The organism is Streptomyces sp. 17_S59 (genome assembly GCF_056930295.1).
Map to the genome: position 1 here is coordinate 43,611 of NZ_JBXOWD010000002.1, position 17,281 is coordinate 60,891.

General features: G+C 72.0%; 17 protein-coding genes. 13 read left to right on the forward strand and 4 right to left on the reverse strand.

Annotated features, from left to right (window positions below; all coding sequences use genetic code 11):
* Positions 1-35 precede the first annotated feature (35 nt).
* The 3 genes from AC1Z4A_RS32680 to AC1Z4A_RS32690 all read left to right on the forward strand — a co-directional run bounded on the left by AC1Z4A_RS32680 (position 36) and on the right by AC1Z4A_RS32690 (position 2,445).
* Positions 36-365, forward strand: a complete 330-nt coding sequence (locus AC1Z4A_RS32680; protein WP_483683854.1) for a hypothetical protein — start codon at positions 36-38, stop codon at positions 363-365.
* A 406-nt stretch (positions 366-771) separates the two neighbouring features.
* Positions 772-1,539, forward strand: coding sequence for a ParA family protein (locus tag AC1Z4A_RS32685; RefSeq protein ID WP_483683855.1), 768 nt, complete (start codon positions 772-774; stop codon positions 1,537-1,539).
* A complete protein-coding gene (locus tag AC1Z4A_RS32690) occupies positions 1,540-2,445 on the forward strand; it encodes a ParB/RepB/Spo0J family partition protein (RefSeq protein ID WP_483683856.1) in 906 nt (301 codons plus the stop codon).
* 103 nt (positions 2,446-2,548) lie between these two features.
* Here the strand turns inward: AC1Z4A_RS32690 and AC1Z4A_RS32695 are convergent, their stop codons facing one another.
* Positions 2,549-3,976 carry an NsdA family TPR-like regulatory protein gene (locus tag AC1Z4A_RS32695; RefSeq protein ID WP_483683857.1) on the reverse strand — a complete coding sequence of 476 codons (1,428 nt, stop codon included), beginning with the start codon at positions 3,974-3,976 and terminating at the stop codon, positions 2,549-2,551.
* 227 nt (positions 3,977-4,203) lie between these two features.
* On the opposite strand from AC1Z4A_RS32695, the gene AC1Z4A_RS32700 reads away from it, so the two are divergent.
* The 9 genes from AC1Z4A_RS32700 to AC1Z4A_RS32740 all read left to right on the forward strand — a co-directional run bounded on the left by AC1Z4A_RS32700 (position 4,204) and on the right by AC1Z4A_RS32740 (position 13,161).
* A complete protein-coding gene (locus AC1Z4A_RS32700) occupies positions 4,204-5,037 on the forward strand; it encodes an ROK family protein (RefSeq protein WP_483683858.1) in 834 nt (277 codons plus the stop codon).
* Positions 5,034-5,786: an HAD family hydrolase gene (locus AC1Z4A_RS32705; protein WP_483683859.1), complete on the forward strand. Its 753-nt coding sequence runs from the start codon at positions 5,034-5,036 to the stop codon at positions 5,784-5,786. The genes AC1Z4A_RS32700 and AC1Z4A_RS32705 overlap by 4 nt, the downstream gene beginning before the upstream one ends.
* 1 nt (position 5,787) lies before the next feature.
* The gene (aroA, locus tag AC1Z4A_RS32710) at positions 5,788-7,032 is read left to right on the forward strand and encodes a 3-phosphoshikimate 1-carboxyvinyltransferase (RefSeq protein WP_483683860.1); all 1,245 of its coding nucleotides are present in this window, start codon (positions 5,788-5,790) and stop codon (positions 7,030-7,032) included.
* Positions 7,029-8,144, forward strand: coding sequence for a Gfo/Idh/MocA family protein (locus tag AC1Z4A_RS32715; protein WP_483683861.1), 1,116 nt, complete (start codon positions 7,029-7,031; stop codon positions 8,142-8,144). Before aroA ends, AC1Z4A_RS32715 begins: the two co-directional genes overlap by 4 nt.
* Positions 8,145-8,190: 46 nt before the next feature.
* On the forward strand, positions 8,191-9,417 hold the full coding sequence (locus AC1Z4A_RS32720; protein ID WP_483683862.1) for an aminotransferase class I/II-fold pyridoxal phosphate-dependent enzyme: 1,227 nt from the start codon (positions 8,191-8,193) through the stop codon (positions 9,415-9,417).
* Entirely contained in the window at positions 9,414-10,067 is a 654-nt protein-coding gene (locus AC1Z4A_RS32725; RefSeq protein ID WP_483683863.1) for a hypothetical protein, read from the forward strand. The genes AC1Z4A_RS32720 and AC1Z4A_RS32725 overlap by 4 nt, the downstream gene beginning before the upstream one ends.
* A complete protein-coding gene (locus AC1Z4A_RS32730) occupies positions 10,064-11,515 on the forward strand; it encodes an NAD(P)/FAD-dependent oxidoreductase (RefSeq protein ID WP_483683864.1) in 1,452 nt (483 codons plus the stop codon). The genes AC1Z4A_RS32725 and AC1Z4A_RS32730 overlap by 4 nt, the downstream gene beginning before the upstream one ends.
* Positions 11,516-11,520: 5 nt before the next feature.
* The gene (locus AC1Z4A_RS32735; RefSeq protein ID WP_483683865.1) at positions 11,521-12,396 is read left to right on the forward strand and encodes a phosphotransferase family protein; all 876 of its coding nucleotides are present in this window, start codon (positions 11,521-11,523) and stop codon (positions 12,394-12,396) included.
* 108 nt (positions 12,397-12,504) lie between these two features.
* Positions 12,505-13,161, forward strand: a complete 657-nt coding sequence (locus AC1Z4A_RS32740) for an HAD family hydrolase (protein WP_483683892.1) — start codon at positions 12,505-12,507, stop codon at positions 13,159-13,161.
* On the opposite strand, the gene AC1Z4A_RS32745 is transcribed toward AC1Z4A_RS32740, so the two are convergent.
* On the reverse strand, positions 13,148-13,960 hold the full coding sequence (locus tag AC1Z4A_RS32745) for a methyltransferase domain-containing protein (RefSeq protein ID WP_483683866.1): 813 nt from the start codon (positions 13,958-13,960) through the stop codon (positions 13,148-13,150). The genes AC1Z4A_RS32740 and AC1Z4A_RS32745 overlap by 14 nt on opposite strands.
* Before the next feature lie 195 nt (positions 13,961-14,155).
* Between AC1Z4A_RS32745 and AC1Z4A_RS32750 the strand changes: the two genes are divergently transcribed.
* On the forward strand, positions 14,156-15,556 hold the full coding sequence (locus tag AC1Z4A_RS32750) for a hypothetical protein (RefSeq protein WP_483683867.1): 1,401 nt from the start codon (positions 14,156-14,158) through the stop codon (positions 15,554-15,556).
* Here AC1Z4A_RS32750 and AC1Z4A_RS32755 read toward each other — a convergent pair.
* Both AC1Z4A_RS32755 and AC1Z4A_RS32760 read right to left on the reverse strand, forming a co-directional pair.
* Positions 15,493-16,044: a hypothetical protein gene (locus AC1Z4A_RS32755; RefSeq protein WP_483683868.1), complete on the reverse strand. Its 552-nt coding sequence runs from the start codon at positions 16,042-16,044 to the stop codon at positions 15,493-15,495. The two genes, AC1Z4A_RS32750 and AC1Z4A_RS32755, sit on opposite strands and share 64 nt — an antisense overlap.
* A 497-nt stretch (positions 16,045-16,541) precedes the next feature.
* Positions 16,542-17,003: a hypothetical protein gene (locus AC1Z4A_RS32760; protein ID WP_483683869.1), complete on the reverse strand. Its 462-nt coding sequence runs from the start codon at positions 17,001-17,003 to the stop codon at positions 16,542-16,544.
* Positions 17,004-17,281 lie beyond the last annotated feature (278 nt).

Sequence of the window (17,281 nt, forward strand, 5' to 3'; positions counted from 1 at the left end):
CACACCTGAACCGCTCCCCCATCAACCTGCACACCTTGATCAGTACGCTCCCCGCACAACCCACCCAGGAGGACTCCATGGCCAACGTCAGCAACCACATCGCCCCCGGCGCCCGCATATCCGGCCCCGTCATCCAAGGAGCAGACTTCACCGACATCACCATCGTTCAGGGCCGCCGGACCGCCACGGCAGCCCCCGGTAACCCCGCCGCCGGCGTCGTCCGGGCACCGGATGGAGCCGTCGTCCTCCCCGAGCGCAACGCCCTCGTCGTCGCCGAGCTCCTGCGGGACCTGGCTGCCCTCGACCCCGCCAAGGCCGAGCGGGCCACCGCCTACGCCCAGGCCATGACCGGCACGCAAGACTGACCGAAGGCCCGGTTCCCGCGATGCGCGGGAACCGGGCCTTTTGTGTTTTGAGACGTGGCTGGGGCGTCATGCCGAGCACGGCTCGGGGCGGTACGTCGAGACGGCACGGGGTCGACTCCTCATGCCCCTGCCGCCCGGGTTGCTGGGTGGGGGTTTTACGGCCGTAAAACTCGACGTACTGGCGTAGTGATCGTCAGGGCTGCCCGGCTCCGGTTTTACGGCCGTAAAACCGGAGCTCGGGGGCGGGGGTCGACCCGGGCGCTGCGAGCCTCATGACTCGCTCGGCTTTACGGCCGTAAAACCCCGGCACTCGCACGCCCTGCCTGGCCTCCCCCTGATCATCTGAGAGGATGCTTCCCGTCCATCCGAAGTACCGGATTCCCGGGAAGTAGTCGGAGAGCAGTACATGCCCTACATCACCGTGCTCTTGAACCGTAAGGGCGGGGTCGGCAAGTCACTCTTGTCGGTCAACCTCGCTGCGGTCTACGCCGAAATCCTCGGCTGCGGTGCCGTCGACGCCGAAGACGCAACCGCAGGTGACGGCCCGTCCGTAGCGGTCGTCTCAATAGACCCCCAGGGCACCAGCATCGAACATGCCGAGAAGGTCAGGAAGGCCGGCAGGCCAGTCCCCTTCCGCGTAGTCGACGCAAGCCAGAGCCTAGACAAGCTGCGTCGCCTTCGGCGCGCCAAGGCCGACATCATCATCGTCGACACCCCGGGCTTCATGCCGCTGAAGGCGGAAGACGACGAAGACGAGTCAATCGACCCCCTGGGCGACGGAACCACCGGGGACGCGCTGCGAGCCGTCCTCGATGTTGCTGACGACGTCATCGTCCCTCTCGAAGCCGAGGGAAGTGCCTTCACCCCGACCAGGGTCACCGTCGAGCGAGTCCTTGTCCCCCGCCAGATCCCCTACGGCGTCGTCGTCAACAACTGGGACCCCAGAGACGGGACCGCGGACAGGGACCGCACGATCAGTCTCGTCCAACGCAGAGGCTGGGAGCTGTACAACGCCACCGTCCGTCACTACAAGCCGCACACCCGCGGCATCACCAACGGGCGATTCTGCACCCAGTACGAGTCCAACCACATCGCCACCAAGGCCAAGCAGGACTTCGTGTCTCTTGCTCTGGAGCACCAGCTCCGCCGCCAGAAGTACGCAGGAGTCCGATAGATGACCAAGCACGATGAGTTCGACGACTTCTTCGGCGATGACGATGACACCCCAGCCGTCGACACCCGAGCCGACGGCCGGCTGCTGCGCGTCCCCGTGGCCCGCATCGCCCCCAACCTGGTCAACCCGCGCACCAACTTCGGCACCGAGGAGGAACTGCAGGACCTCGGTAAGAGCTTGCAGCGGCGCCAGGTCCAGGCGGTACTGGTGGTCACGCGTGCCGCCTACCTGAAGCTCTGGCCCGAGAACGCCGAGAAGATCGGCAACGTCGATGTCGTGATCGTGAGCGGCGAGCGGCGATACAGGGCGGCCAAGGCCGTGGCCATGCCGTCCCTGGACTGCGTCATCAACGACGACGTAGCCGAATCGCGCAAGACGTTCATCGAGGCCGTGGTCTCCGAAAACGTCGACCGGCAGAACTTCGACCCCATCGAAGAGGCATACGCCATCGAAGCCCTCGTCGCAGAGTTCGGCACGGGCCGGGCAGTGGCTCAGCACTTCGAGCGCGCTGACGGTTGGGTAACCCAGCGCCGCCTCCTGACCCACCTCGTGCCTGTCCTCCAGGATCAGGTGAGGCAGCGCACCATGCCGGTGGAGGTGGCGCGCAACCTCGGCAAACTCGCCCGAGACAACGAGTGGTCGGCTGAGGAGCAGAGCGCTTGGTGGGCGCAGGAGCAACAGAAGCGCCAGGAAGCGGCTGAAGAGCGGAAGACTCAGAAGCAGGAGCGCAAGCGCGAGGCCAAGGTCAAGCCGGCGCCGAAGAAGAAGGAAGTGCAGCCGCTCGATGAGGGATCTCCCGCCGCGATCCCGTGGCACAACCCCACGGCGGTGCTCAACATTCTCCGCGAACACATGAGCTCATCCGACTTCGAACGCCTTGTCAAAGAGGCCGTTGAGCTGATCTGAGTGCGCTCAGTGATGAAGCCCCACTTGCCTTCTTCGGCGGGTGGGGCTTCGCTCGTCTCGGACGGCGTGACGCGGGCCATTGGCTCCAGGGTGAGCAACGTTCCTACTGGGTGGCGCGGAGCTGTCGTTCGAGCCGGGCGACGAAGGGCCGGGCGGCGGGGGCGCGTGAGGCAGGGCCTTCGAGGTCTTGGCGCAGTCTCCACAGGAGGCCGGTGGCGCGGAAGGAGGTGACGGCGGGGAGGCGGTCGAGGGCGCGCTCGCCGCAGGTGATGGCCTGTTCGATCTGGCCGCGCTGGGTGTGGGCGAGGGCGAGCCAGGCGCTGTGGCGCAGGGCTGAGCGCTGGAAAGCAGGGTCATCTTCCAGGGCCCGGGCGCGCAGGAGGTCTTCCGCCTCGGCGAGGAGCCGGTCCTGGCGGGCGGGGACGCGGCGGGCGAGGACGACCAGGCTTCGGCCGGCGATGGCGTCGAGCTCGGTGGGGCTGGCGTAGTAGGCCCAGCGGGGCCCGGGTTCGGTCGGGTGCCGCGCGAGGGTGTCGAGCTGGGCGAGGGCGTGGTCGCGGGTGCGGCGGAAACCACCGACATCGCCTGCGGCGGCGTGGGCGAGCCCACTGCGGGCGTGGATGAGGGCCTGGACGGTGGCGGGGGCGTCGGCGGCTGCTTCCTGGGCGGCGTCGGCCAACTGGAGGGCGTCACCGTGTTTGCCGAGGGTGGCGGCCTGGTTGCTCATCAGGCTGAGGATGCTGGCGGCCAGGGGACGGTCGGCAGCGGCGTGGGCGGCGCGCAGGCCGGTGAGGTACCAGCGCTGGGCCTCTCCGTCGCGTTTGCTCTCGTACGCCATGAACCCGGCGGTCTGGGCTAACTGTGCGGCGGCCGCGGCGAGACGGCGGCCGATGGGGGTGTCGTAGCTGTCGCGGCGCAGGATGCCGGCGACGGCGTGGAACTGGTCGGCGACGAAGGACAGCGCGCTGCCCTGCTGGTCGTCGATCTGCTGGGCGTAGGCCACGGTCTCCTCGACGAACCGGACGACGGGTTCGCGGACGCGCCCGGTCGCGTGGGAGGTGGCCAGGTCGGGGGCGGGGGTGTCGAGGAGTTTCCAGGCGGGTGTGGTCAGTGCCGCGCCGGTGATGGCGGCGAAGGTACGCCGTCCCAGCATGTGCTGTTCCGTCCATCCGTCGAGGATCGCCAGCAGGCCCGAGCGGTCCCAGGCTAGGGCCATGCCGTGGTCGGCCGGAAGCCATAACGGCCGGGCCGGACATCGTCGGGCGGGGAAGAGCGCTTTGACGTCGACGGGCTGGCCGAGCTTCTCGGCGAGGACGAGGGCGACCGCGTCGGGGACCGGTTCACGGGGGGTCTGCCCGTTCAGCCAGCCGTACGGGGTTTTCTCGTGGATGGGCCGTGTGCCGCTGTCCGGGAGTTCGGCGAGGACGGCGTTGACCTTGTGCGCGAGTTTCTCCGGGCTCAGCCCTGCCAGGTGCAGGAGGTGGGCGAGGAGTTCGTTCTCGCGAGGTGCGGTGGTGTGGGTCCCCGGCATGGCGAGGTGCTTCTTCCGGTCGCGGCGTGAGGGGGGTGTGGACCGACTCTAGGGCGCCGGTGGTGGGAATCCCACCGCTTCCCACCAACTGACCGGGCGTTCCCACAACACCTACCACTCCCACGTCTAGTGGCACTCCCGTGACGCGGAGGAAGGTGGCAGCACTTCCCCAACCGGCTTCTGGCTGGGGAGCGATGTGCCGTCTGCCTGCATGTTTGGGAGGGGTGATGGGTGAGGTTGTGCAGTACCCGCAGGGGTGCCGTCCCGCGAAGAGGAGCGCCGCGCGGCAGCAGCCGGTGGTGTGGGGCCTGGACATCGGGGCGACGAAGGTCGCCGTGGGGACGCTGACCGGAACCGGGGTGCAGGTCCGGGCGACGACGGCGACGCCTTCGTCGCCCGAGGGCCTGATGCCGTGGCTGCGGACGCAGCTTCCGCGCCGCATGGACGGGCTGGGTGTGGCCTTCCCGGGCGGGATGGACAGTAACGACCGGGTGACCTCGTGGCCCAACCGGCCGGCGTGGGACGGCTTTCCGCTGGGCAAGGAGCTGTGCCAGCTCGCCGACGCGGTCACCATCTGCGACGACGGCGAGGCCGCGGCGCTGGGGGAGTGCCGGCGAGGCATCGCGTTCGGGCGCCCGGACGTGATGGTCGTCGTGCTGGGGACCGGGATCGGCGGAGCGGTCATCGTCAACGGCCAGCTCCGGCCCGGGGCACGGCGTGACCCTCGCACGCTGGGGCATGTGCGCATCCTGGACGGCGGCGGGTGCGCGTGTGGAGGGACGGGTTGTGCGCAGACGGCCCTGCGGTCGCTGCCGCCCGACGGCGGTCTGGGGCCGCGGCTGTCGGCCTGGCCGGACGGCAAGCGCCTGATCGATTTCGTCGCCGACCTGGCCCGGCTGATGGACGTGCAGGTCGTGCTGACCGGCGGGCTGATGGAGCGCCCGGTCCTGCGCTTCGAGACCGTCGCCCGGTTGAACGCGCTCGGTCTGGTTCCCCTGGTGCCCGAGCATCCCGGGCAGTCGAGCCTGCTGGGGGCTACGGTCCTGGAGCCTGCCGCATGAGCGCGGTACAGGCGGTGCTCTTCGACCTGGACGGCACCCTGGCCGACACCGAGGCGATCACCGTCGCCGCGCTGCAGGGAGCCTGGGGTCGCGCGGGACAGTCCGGCCCGGCGCCGGTCGACCGGTTCCTCGGGATGTCCGGCCAGCCGCTGGAGACCATCCTCGCCCACCTGCAGCTGCCCGCACGTCTCGCCGAGTTCTACCGGCAGGAAGCCGCCACCCTCGCTGACCGGGCACGCCTGTTCGCCGGGGCACTGACCTGGCTGACCATGCTGCGCACGCGCCATGTGCCCGTTGGAGTGATCACCGGCAAGGAACGCTCACGCACAACTGTGCTGCTCAAGCGCCTCGGCGTCACCGATCTGATCGGCGCGGTGGTCACCCCGAGCGACCCGCCCGCCCCGAAGCCGGCGCCGGACGGCGTGCTGTGGCTGTGCGACCAATTCCGCGTCGATGCGCGGCACACGCTGCTGGTCGGGGACGCGGTCGCCGATATGCAGGCCGGGCAGGCGGCCGGGGCGCACACCATCGCGGTGCTGTGGGGAACCGGCCGACGCGAGGTTCTGGCCGCGCACCGGCCGTGGCGCATCGTCGAGCAGCCCGCACAGCTGACCGTGCTGCTCGACGCCCTGACCGCCGGAAACCCGGCGGCACCGGATCCCCCGGGGGCGGCACAATCCGCCCCGTCCCGGCCCGCGCGGACTGTCGCGCCGCTGGGGGCCGCTCAACCGAACTACCAGGAGATGTGACATGGCTGACGTTGTGATTCCCGGTTCGAAGTCCGAGACGAACCGGCTGCTGTTCCTCGCCGCGGCCGCCGACGGCCGTACGGTGCTGCACCGGCCGCTGGTGGCGGACGACACCGAGGCGTGCGCCCGGGCCCTGGCCGCCCTCGGCTACGACATCGACATCACCAGCCCCGAGCGGTGGACGGTCACCGGCCGACCCGAAGGCCCGGCGGCCGCGGAGGCGTCGGTGAACACGCGCGACGGCGCGACCGGCGCCCGGTTCCTGCCCGGCCTGGCCGCCGCCGGCCGCGGCACCTTCCACTTCACCGCCAGCGAGCAGATGCGCCGCCGCCCCATCACCCCGCTGCTGGACGCCCTGCGCACCCTCGGCGCGGACATCGACAACGACACCCTCCCCTACACGCTGCGCGCCAACGGCCTGAACGGCGGTCGGCTGGTCGTGGACGCCGGCGTCTCCAGCCAGTACCTGACCGCACTGCTGATGGCCGGCCCGCTCACCCGCACGGGCCTCACCCTGCACGTCACCCAGCTGGTGTCCGCCCCGTACATCGACGTCACCCTCAAGCTCATGCGCCTCTTCGGCGCCCGCGCCGAGCGCACCGGCGACGTCTTCCGCGTCGAGCCCGGCGGCTACACCAGCCCCGGCGAGGTGACCGTCGAGCCGGACGCCTCCACCGCCTCGTACTTCCTCGCGGCGGCCGCCGCCAGCCCGGGCCGGACGGTGACCGTCCCCGGTCTGGGCACCGACTCCGCCCAGGGCGACCTCGGCTTCGCCCGTGTGCTGGCCGACATGGGCGCCGCCGTGGACCTTCAGCCGCGCTCGGTCACCGTCACCGGACCGGACCGGCTGGCCGGGGTGACGGCGGATCTGCACCACCTGTCCGACACCATGCCCACCCTCGCCGCCATCGCCCCGCTGGCCACCGGCCCGGTGCGCATCGAGAACATCGCCAACGTCCGGGTCAAGGAGTGCGACCGCCTGGAGACGTGCGCGACCGGGCTGCGGGCGCTGGGGGTTCCGGTGGCCACCGGGGAGGACTGGATCGAGATCCAGCCCGCCCAGCCGAGCGCCGCCCCCATCGCCACGATGCGCGATCACCGGATCGCGATGGCGTTCTCGGTGCTCGGTCTGCGCGCACCCGGTATCGAGCTGGACGACCCGGGCTGCGTGATCAAGACCTGCCCGACCTTCCACCAGCTCCTGGCCGACCTGACCGCCCAGTGGGAAAAGGAGCCGGCGTCATGACGGGCATAGGCCGGGTACTGGTGGTCGGGGCCGGGTGGATCGCCCACCGCGTGCACCTGCCGTACCTGGCCACCGCACGGCGGGCCGGCGCACTCGGCGAACTGCTGGTCGCCGACACCGACCCGGTACGGGCCGAGGCGGCGGCGCGGGAGTTCGGCGCCCGGGTGCACACCGGGCCGGTGGAGGAGGCTCGGGCCGACCTGGTGCTCGTGGCCACCCCGCCCAGCAGCCACGCCGCCCTGGTCCTGCGCGCCCTGGCGGCGGGCGCGCAGGCCATCGTGGAGAAGCCCCTCGCCCTCACCACCAGCGACGCCGCGGCCATCTGGAAGGCCGCGGCCGCGTCCGGGCGTGGGGTGTACCCCCTCTACACGAGCCGCCACCGTCCCGAAGTCGACGTCCTGCGGGAGGCGGTGGCCGAGCTCGGCGACGTCACACGGGTGCGGGCGGTGTGGAAGCGCCGCATGGGGGTGCCCGCGACGCAGGGAGGCCGGGCGGCCGGGGTGCTGTGGGATCTCGGTCCTCACCTGGCCGACCTCGCCCTCCACCTGGCCGGCTGGAGTGACGTCACCGGCACCGCGACCGCCCGCCACCAGCACCCGGCCACCGTCGGCCGGGCAACCGCCGCCTGGCATACCGCCACGGACCCGGGCAGCGGCAACGAGCCCGCCCGGCCGCGCTGGTACGGGGTCAGCGGCACCGCGGACCTGGATCCCTCCTCACCCGCCGGGCCCGCCCGGCGGCTCGAGGTGGAAGCGTCGTGGGCGGCGCCGGGGACCGCCCACGACCAGGTCCGCATCGACGTGGAAGCCGAGAAAGGATCGGCCCACTGGCGCACGGTCCTGGGCTGGAGCCCGGACCGCGCCACCGCCCCCACGCCGACGGCCTGGACCGTGCTCGACGGCCAGCACCACGTCCTCGTCGACGCTCAGCCGCGCGACGCGCGCCACGAGTACACCGCCCAGCTCGATGCCGCCTTCGCCGCCCTCACCGGCCCCGCGCCCCGGGCCGAGGCCGCACGGCACCTGCGGGCCGCCTGCGCGAGTACCGCGCTGCTGCACGCCATGGACACCGCCCTGTCCGGCACCGCGCAGCCCTTCACCACCGCCGTCTGACCGACGCGCGCCCTGATCCTCTTCACCCTCAAAGGATGTGAACTCCGTGGTTCCTCTTGCCCTGTGCGGCGGCCCGCCCGTACGCACCCGCCCGTACGCATCCTGGCCCTCACCTTCGACCGCCACCCGCAAGGCCCTCGTCACCGCACACGACAGCGGCGTCTGGTGGCAGGACGGCAACAGCGCGGCCGAACCCCTGGAGACGTGGCTGGCCAGCGAGTTCGGACACCCGGCGGTGGCCGTCTCCAGCGGCACCACGGCGCTGGAACTCGCGCTCGCGGCGCTCGGCATCGGCCGCGGCGACGAGGTCCTGGTCGCCGCCACGACCTTCATCTCCTCCGCCACGGCCGTCAGCCGCGTCGGTGCCCAGCCGGTGCCGGTCGACGTCACCGCCAACAGCCTCACCCTCGACCTCAAGGCCGCCACCGCGGCCCTCACCTCCCGCACCCGCGCGGTCATCCCGGTCCACCTGGCCGGCCACCCCGCCGACCTGACCGGCATCCGCCACCTCGCCGAACGCCACCGCCTGGCCGTGGTCGAAGACGCCGCCCACGCCCTGACCGCAGCCTGGGACGGCATCCGCATCGGCACCTTCTCCGATGCCACGGTGCTCTCGTTCCAGGCGGCGAAGCTGCTGTCGGGCGGGGACGGCGGGGCCGTCATCCTCCGCGACGAGGACACCGCGCGGCGGGTACGGATGCTGGCCAACTGCGGGCGCGAACGCGGCAGCGGCTCCTACGACCACGCCCTGACCGGAACCAACGCGCGGATCCACCCGCTCGCCGCCGCCCTGGTCATGGCCCAGACCCCCTGGTACCCGCAGGCCCAGCAGACCCGCGCCCACCACCACCAGGCCCTCGGCGCCGCCCTGGACGAGCAGGTCGAGAAGGACCTTCTCGTCGGCCCGGTGCCGCAGGCCACCGTCCACGACCACTACGCCGCCCTGCTGCGCGTCCCCGGACACCCGGCCGAGCGCGGCATCACCGCCGGCACCCTCGCCCAGGCCCTGAGCGCGGAAGGGATTCCGGCGAAGCCGCTCTTCCCACCGTGGCAGTCCACCCCCGCCTACCAGGCCAACGACCGCGCCCGCGCCGCCCACACCCCGACGGCCGCCCAGGCCGCAACGGGCGTGGTCGCTGTCCCGCACCACGTCCTGCTGGACCCCCACGCCCCCGAGCAGATCACCGCCGCGCTCGCCAAGACCGTCGCCGCGGCCGACGGCCTGACGGCCTGGCAGGACCAGCACATGCCGCCCCCCTCGGATCCGGCATGACCCCGCCGCCGGTGTTCGACGCCGCCCGGATGGTTCTGGAGATCCCGCACTGCGGCCACGCCGTACCGCCGTGGCAGTGGTTCGAGGTCGACCTGGACCACATCACCGTGGACGGCCTCCAGCAGGACCTGCCCCCTGCGGCCACCGGGGCGCGGGTGAGCGCCATGACCCGCCACCACCAGGCGGAGCCGATCGCCGTGCTCCTCGCGCGCGACCGCACCCGGCACCTGACGCACCTGCAGTTCGAGGCCACCAGCGACCGGTCCGCCCGCACCATCGCGGCGCTGGCCCGGGACCAGGGCCTGGTGCCGCTGCCCGCCCGCCACCTCGACCACCCTCCGGCCGACGGTGAACTCGCCCGCCTCGCCGACCAGCTCGCCGGTCTCGGCGCCCCCCTCATCAAGATTGCCTACCCGGCCCCCCTCCCCGGGCACGTCGGTGCGGCCGTGCGACTCCTGGCCGGGTGGGACCACTCCGCCACGGCGCTCGCCCTCATCCCGACGGGCACCCGCAGCGGCCGGGCCGCCGCCCACGCGGCCGGCTCACGCCTGATGTGGGTTCCGCCCCGGCCCCAGAACGACCGATGGGGCCCCTCCGACCACCTGCCCCTGCCCACCGGCACCGCCAACGTGAAGGAGAGCCTGCTGTGACCACGATCCACTGCGACGTCCTCGTCGCCGGTACCGGCATCATCGGCGCCGCGTGCGCCCTGGCCCTGGCCGACCACGGCCTGGACGTCCTGTGCACCGGCGAGCAGGCAGCGACCCTCGGCACCGCCTCCAGCGCGGCCGGCGCCATGCTCGGCGTCCTCGGCGAGGTCACCACCGACGACGACCCCGCCCCCGACTCCCTCGACGACCACGCACTGCGCCTGCGCCACCGCGCCGCACAAGCCTGGCCCGCCTGGGCCGAGCACCTCGCGCACGCCGCCGGCACCCCCGTGCCGATCCACTACGGCACCACCGTGATCGCCAGCGCCTCCCAACCCGGCGACCGGCCCAACCTCCGCGCCATCAAGGCCGCCGCCGAGCGCCTGGACCTGCCCGCCCACCCCATCGACCCCGCCGACGTCCCCTACCTCGCCCCGGCCCCCGGACACGAGACGACCGACGCCCTGTGGCTGCCGGACGAGGGCCACATCGACACCACCATCCTGCTGCCCGCCCTCCACACCGCCCTGACCACCCACCCGCGCGTGCGCCACCTCCCCCACGCCGTCCGCCACATCCACCACACCCAGACCCGCGCCACCGGGGCGACACTGCACGACGGCACCACCGTGCACTGCGAGCACGTCGTCCTCGCCGCCGGCTGCGCCACCCAGGCCCTGCTCGACGACATCGGCGACGCCCTGCACGGCGTCATCCCCTGCCTCCTGCCCGGCCGCGGAACCTCCTACGTCTTCGCCGACCCCGGCCACGGCCTGGACAGCCAGGTCATCCGCACCCCGAACCGCGAATTCGCCTGCGGCACCCACCTCCTCGCCCGCGCCGACGGCACCCTCTACCTCGGCGCCACCAACCGCATCGCCGACACCCCCGGCGCCCACGACCTCCCGACCGGGGGCGAACTCAACCTGATCGACTCCGGCATCCACGAGATCAACACCCGCCTGCGCACCGCCCCCATCCGCGACACCCGGTACGGGATGCGCCCGCTCTCCAGCGACGGCCACCTCCTGATCGGCACCACCCACCTCGCCGGACTCCACCTGGCCACCGGCACCTACCGCAACGGCGTCCTCCTCGCCCCCGCCATCGCCGACCAACTCGCCGCCACCCTCACCACCGGAACACCGCAGGCCGCGACCGCCGTGTTCTCGCCCGTCGCCGAGTGGCGCTCCCAGGAACCCGACGTGCCCGCCATCATCAAACGCGGCATCCCCCACCTCGTCGCATTCCTGCTCCAGCCCCACGGCCGGATGCCCTACGACCGCCGCACCCAGCTGGAGACCGCACTCGGCAACCTCTTCACCATCGCCTTCACCGACGACAAGGCCGCCAAAAACCTGGGCGAACGCTGCATGACCATCCTCTCCAGCGCCCACGTCCCCGAGGTCATCCCCCAGGCGTTCTACGCCCTGGCCGAGAGCCGGTGACCGCCATGACGGCCACCGACGACCTCCACGGCACCCTGGCCGGCCTGCGCGCGCAGACCACCTGCGGCAGGAACCTCCTCCTGCAACGGCGGCTGCCCGGCGGGCGCTCACACGTCCTCCACCTCGCCCTCGACCAGAACACCCGCGAACACCTCGTCGTCAAGACCGGCGGCGACCCCGCCAAGCTCAACCACGAAGCCCGCGCCCTGACCGCTCTCGCCGACCACCCCAGCCTGCCCTGCTCCCGCCTCATCAGCGCCACCAGCCTCCACATCGAGGACGCCCCGAGGCCGCAGACCGCCCTGCTCATCGCCTACGTCCCCGGCCACCACCCCCGCACGGTCGGCGACTTCCACGCCCTCGGCCACGCACTCGCCCAGTGGCACACCACCCCCGTCACACCCCGCTGGGACGCCCTCTACCAGCCCCCCACCCGCGTCCTCCGCCTCGACCGCGGCTTCACCGCGCACCACGCACCCGACCTCACCGACCTCCTCAACACCCTGCTCCCGCCCGCACAGCACGCCTGGACCCGTACCTGCCTCACCCACGGCGACCCCTCGCCGCCCAACACCCTCATCCACCCCGACCACAGCAACGCCGTCCTCATCGACTGCGAGAACGCCGCCCTCGCCCACCCCGGCCTCGACGTCGGCCGCGCGCTCTTCCACGCCCACTGGCACAGCCCCGCCAGTGCCGACCACCTCCTCGCCGGATACGCCGCCTTCCAGCCGCCGCCCGACCAGCTCACCGCGTGGACCGCTGCCGCCGGCATCCACATCGCCGCCTGGCGCCACGCCCACCGCCGCCGCGACGGCATTCCCTCCTGGCGCCCGGCTCTCGAACACGCTCGTCGCTGGGCTTACACCCCACCGATCTGACCCACACCGCCCATCCCGAGCCGCTACTGTCCCCTCGTGCATGCACCGAGGGGACAGACGGACCACCCGCAGACAGCCGGCACCGGACCGAAACACAAACCACCCTTGGTGCTCTTCGACCTCGACAACACCCTCGTGGACCGTACGGAAGGTCTGCGGCGGTGGGCCGAAGAATTCGCCCGAGACCGGGTTCTGGACACGTCGGTCGTCGGGTGGATCGTTGAGGTCGACGACAACGGCCTCAAGCCCCGGGACCGTTTCTTCGCCGAGATCCGGGACCGGTTCGCGATCGGTGACAGCGTCGAAGCCCTGCACCATGCCTACCAGCAGCGGTACCCGCTCCTCCTCCGCTGTCCCCAGCACGTCCTCGACCAGATCACGCAGCTCCGCGAAGCCGGGTGGCGGGTCGGAGTCGTCACCAACGGCTTGACCCTCACCCAGGGCGCCGTGCTGGAACACACCGGACTCGCCGAGTGCCTCGACGGATGGTGCATCTCCGAGGACGTAGGCGTCCGTAAGCCCGATCCCCGGATCTTCGCCCTGGCCGCCGAACGCTGCGGCAGCGACCTGACCGCTGGCTGGATGTGCGGGGACGCCCCCGAGGCCGACGTCGTCGGCGCGAAGCTCGTCGGGCTGCACACCATCTGGATCCGGCACGGACGCACCTGGCCCGCCTCGATGCCGCCGCCGGACCGAACCGTCGACAGCATCACGGAGGCATTCCAGGCCCTGCGCCACATCGGCTCGCCCGTCAGCTCCGGATAGCGGGCACGGTGGCGGAGGTGAGGAAGTAGGTGACGGAGTACAGGAACTGCCCGCCCTCGATCGCGTCGTCGACCAGGGCGTTGAAGCGGCGTGCTTCGGAGCGGTCGAGGTAGCCGCGGTCGGCGAAGACGTCGGCCCAGTCGCGGACGCCCATCGTGTCGTCGACCGTGCGTTTGTCGCGGACGACGAGCGTGTGCGCTTCGACCTCGACGTCGAGCAGACCGCGTGCGGTGAGGAGCCCGGGGACACGGCGGGCGAAGGTGCCATGCCGGATGCTGGCCGTCTGGCGCAAGCCCAGGATCTTGGCGGCCAGGCGGTGGTCCTCAATGTTCAGGGCCTGCGTCGCGGTATCTGGGTCACAGACGACGATGCGGCCGCCGGGGCGGATGACGCGCAGCATCTCGTCCAGGGCCACGTCGGGATCCTCAACATGCTGGAGGACACGGTCCGCCCAGGCCCCGTCGAACGCCGCGCCCTTGAACGGCAGGCGGTGGCTGTCCGCCACGGCCACCTTTCGCAGGCCGATGTGCTTCATCTCGGCGCACATGATCCGGGACAGGTCACAGGCGACGACCTGGGCGCCGGACTCGTCGGCGAGTTCACGGGCGGCGTCCCCGGTACCGGCCCCGACGTCGAGGAACCGCTGGTCGGCCTGGGCCCGTAGCAGGTGGCGTAAGCGCTGTTTGTAGGAGACGAAGAACGGCTCGGACCGCAGGCGGAACAGCGAGTTGACCAGCCGGACCGGGTGGGGGTGCGCGTCGATGTTGGAGAAGGCGTGCGGCACGTAGAAGTCGCCCATGGCCGGACCCTACGACGTGCGCGCCCACTGCGTGGGCCGAACTACAGGGCCCGCCCCGTCATCGCGGTGGCTGACGGATTCCCGGCACGGCGGCGCGGCCCCGTCGCCGGAGTAGTTCCTGACGGCGGTCTGACGCTCGACAGCCGATCTAGGGTGGGCGCTGCGGGGGAGTGGCGATAAGCGGAGGTCTTCGGGGTGGGGGAGAACAGCTTCCGGATGCAGCAGGCTTGGGACGACGGGACCAAGACGCTGATATCGGCAAGCCAGCTGAACGATGTGCCCAAGCCGTACACCGGCCAGCTCTCGTGTCCGCACCCGCAGTGCGGCCACCCGGTGCGCGCCGTGCCGGAGCACGCCAGCACGTCCAAGAACGGCAAGCCCTACACGGTCTCCGCGCACTTCGCGCTCCAGAACGACAAGCGCCGGCCCGGACAGCCCGAGCAGCCCGTGCGGAAGGCGGAGCATCGCCCGGGCTGCCCGCTGCGGCCCGTCGAGACGCTGGTGGACATCGCCCGGCACTCCGGCGGCCTGGCGGAGATCGACGGCGACCGCCTGGAACTGCGCCTGGTCATCACCGAGAGCACCGACAGCAACCGCGCCCTGCTGCCCTTGCCCGGCGCACCGCTGCAGCCGCCGCCGACCCGGCCGGTACGCCGCGAGGTCATCAGCTGGCAGCCGTCCCTGGCGCCCGCGGTGACCAGCGCGGCGCGCGTCGCGAAGTTCCTGGCGCTGTACGAGAACGCGCCAGCGACGGTGAAGCAGTTCACCGTCCGCTACACCGGACGCCCCATCCCCTGGACCCGCTTTTGCTACGGCCCCGACCCCGCCACGCTGGGCGCCCTCTACCGGCGCCTTCAGCCCGGCCCCGCCGATCATCCCGTCGCCGTCGTCGGCACCGTTCTGGCCGCCGGCGCCAGCCGCAACGGTCAGCCCTGGCGCCGGATCGCCGCAAAGGTCCCCACCAGCCCTGGCCGCGGTCCGCGCGCTGACGTCTACCTGCGCAGCGACCATCCCGAACTCCTCGAGCCGCTCACGATCGGCACCCATGTCCTGGCCCTTGCCGCGCCCGACGTCCCCTGGAGGGTCTGGACCCCTTCGCACGGCGGCGACCACCACCTGGTCCTGTGGCCCCGGACCCACTGGCAACTCGCCTACTGGACCACGGACACGGCAACCGGCCACTCCACCGCCCCCAGGACACCACCCGCCGTCACCACTCCCCGCCCTCCCCGGCCGGCGCGCCCGAAACCTCCTGTACGGGACGACGCCCAGCACCAACAGAACCGTGGCACGCCCCCGGGGGGCACCCCAGCACCGGCGGCAACGACGACGCCGTCCAGCCCTCAGGACAATCCACCACCGGCGGCCCCGCTCACCAGTTCGGCAGGCCCCGCAGAGATTGCGGCAACAGTCGGCAAGCCGCTTCCGCGCCCTGCCCCGTCCGTCGAACCGCCCGCGCCGCCGGCTCCCGCGATTCCGCCCATGCCCAGCACGCCTCCCTCACAGCCGCTCCCTCTCCCGCCCGAGGAGCCTCAGCACCAACCGTCGGAAGTCGGCAAGCGCAGGGGCCTGCTCCGCCGCTGGCTCCGGCGCTGATGCCCCCAGGCCCGTGCTCGACCGGATCGTCGTCGCAAGTGACCGCCGGGCTGGGGGCATCCTCTCCAGCCGTCGCCTTGTCGGCCGTGTCCGAGCCGACGCCGCCGTCCTTGGACGGGCACGTCAGGGGCCACGGAGGTCTGGCCACCGCGCTGGGTATGCGCGAGGTGCTCGAGCAGCGCCGCGGTCGCCTCCGGGACGGAGGCGAGGAGCCGTGCGGAGTGCGGGTCCAGGGCGGAGAGTGCCTCCACGAGGATATCGATCGCCTCCACGGCGTCCTCGACGGCAACGGCGCTCCAGCCCTTGGGATGCGCGGCCTCGGCGAGACGGCAGGCTGCCTCCGCCGTGGCATCGGCGTGTTCCTCGACGCCCGGTGCGGCACCGGCGGACAGATCCATCGCCTTCTCGGCTGCGGGCGGTTCGGGGGCGGGCGTGATGAGAGTGCGGAGTCCTCGGCCGAGGGCGCGCCGCGGCTGCGCTGTGGTCACGGCAGGAGTCTGCCGTACGGGCCGGGATCGGTGGGAGCGAGGTGCGGGCGATGCACTGCATCGCGATGCGGATCGGTGATGCGCCGCACCCGGTGCGCATCGAGTGCACCGCATCGAGTGCGCTGCATCGTCCGCACCGGTGCGGCACGCGGTCACGAAGAGTAAGGCGATGCGGGTGCACTGGGTGGTCGGCTGACCCCTTGACCAACCCCTTGTCCACGCGTGCCAGTACCCCTTGACCGGGCTCTGCGGTGCGCGCAAATCCCCTTGACAACACCCGCTAGAGACCCTGTATGTCCTGGTATGTGTTCGCGATGCGCGCCGTGGTGCGGTGCGCACCCGGTGCCGGTGGACGATGCGCTGCATCGTCACGATGTGTGATCCGGTGCGGCTGGGGATGCGGAGCATCGTGTGCACTGAGATGTGCACCGGCCATGGTGCGCACCGGGTGCGCACCCGCACCGCACCGGACCGGCCGGTGCGCCTCGCGCGCCGTACTACACGATGGTCAGCCGCACCGGGTGCGTACCGGCCGGTGCGGGGTGCGCATCGAGGGCCTGGCCGACGCCGACGGCCTCCAGCTGGCGGAGGACATCGGCGACGTTCTCGTGGTCCTCGGTGAGCATCTGCAGAGCGAAGTCGATGACCGCGCGGGCGATGCCCTCCGCCGTGTCCGGCCCGGCCTGCGCCCAGGTCCGCAGGGTGGTGACGAAGACGCGCCCGAGGGCCTCCAGGGCGAAGGTGTCCGCGCACGGCTCGCCCGCGTCCGGGCCGGGCAGTGCGGTGACCGGGACGACGATCCGCATCGCGACGTCGACGAGGAGCTTCGCCATCCGCGGCTCGGCGCCGGCGAACTCGCGGGTCGCGTCGGCGTCGTCGGCCTGGACGGCCCGGAGGTAGTTGAAGGCGCTGATGGCCGCGTGCGGGGTGAGCGGCGCAGCCGGGGTGGTCTGGGACATGACGTCTCCTCACAAGACAGTTGCCGTGCCGGTCACGGCGGCGTCAGCCGAGCTTGGAGGCGTGGGCCTGTGGACAGCGGCCGGAGATTTCTCCCCTCGCCCGGCCGTCCTGGGCCGTGGTGGTGACCGCGGTGGTCAAGGGGTCTGCCCAGCCTCGGCTACGCCCCCTTGACCAGGTCGGCGTGACAGCCACGGCCGGTGTTTCTCCTGGACCTGCCTCGCTAGCGGCTGCGGACAGACCGCGGTCAAGGGGGTGGTGTGCACGCTGCTCCTTCGGT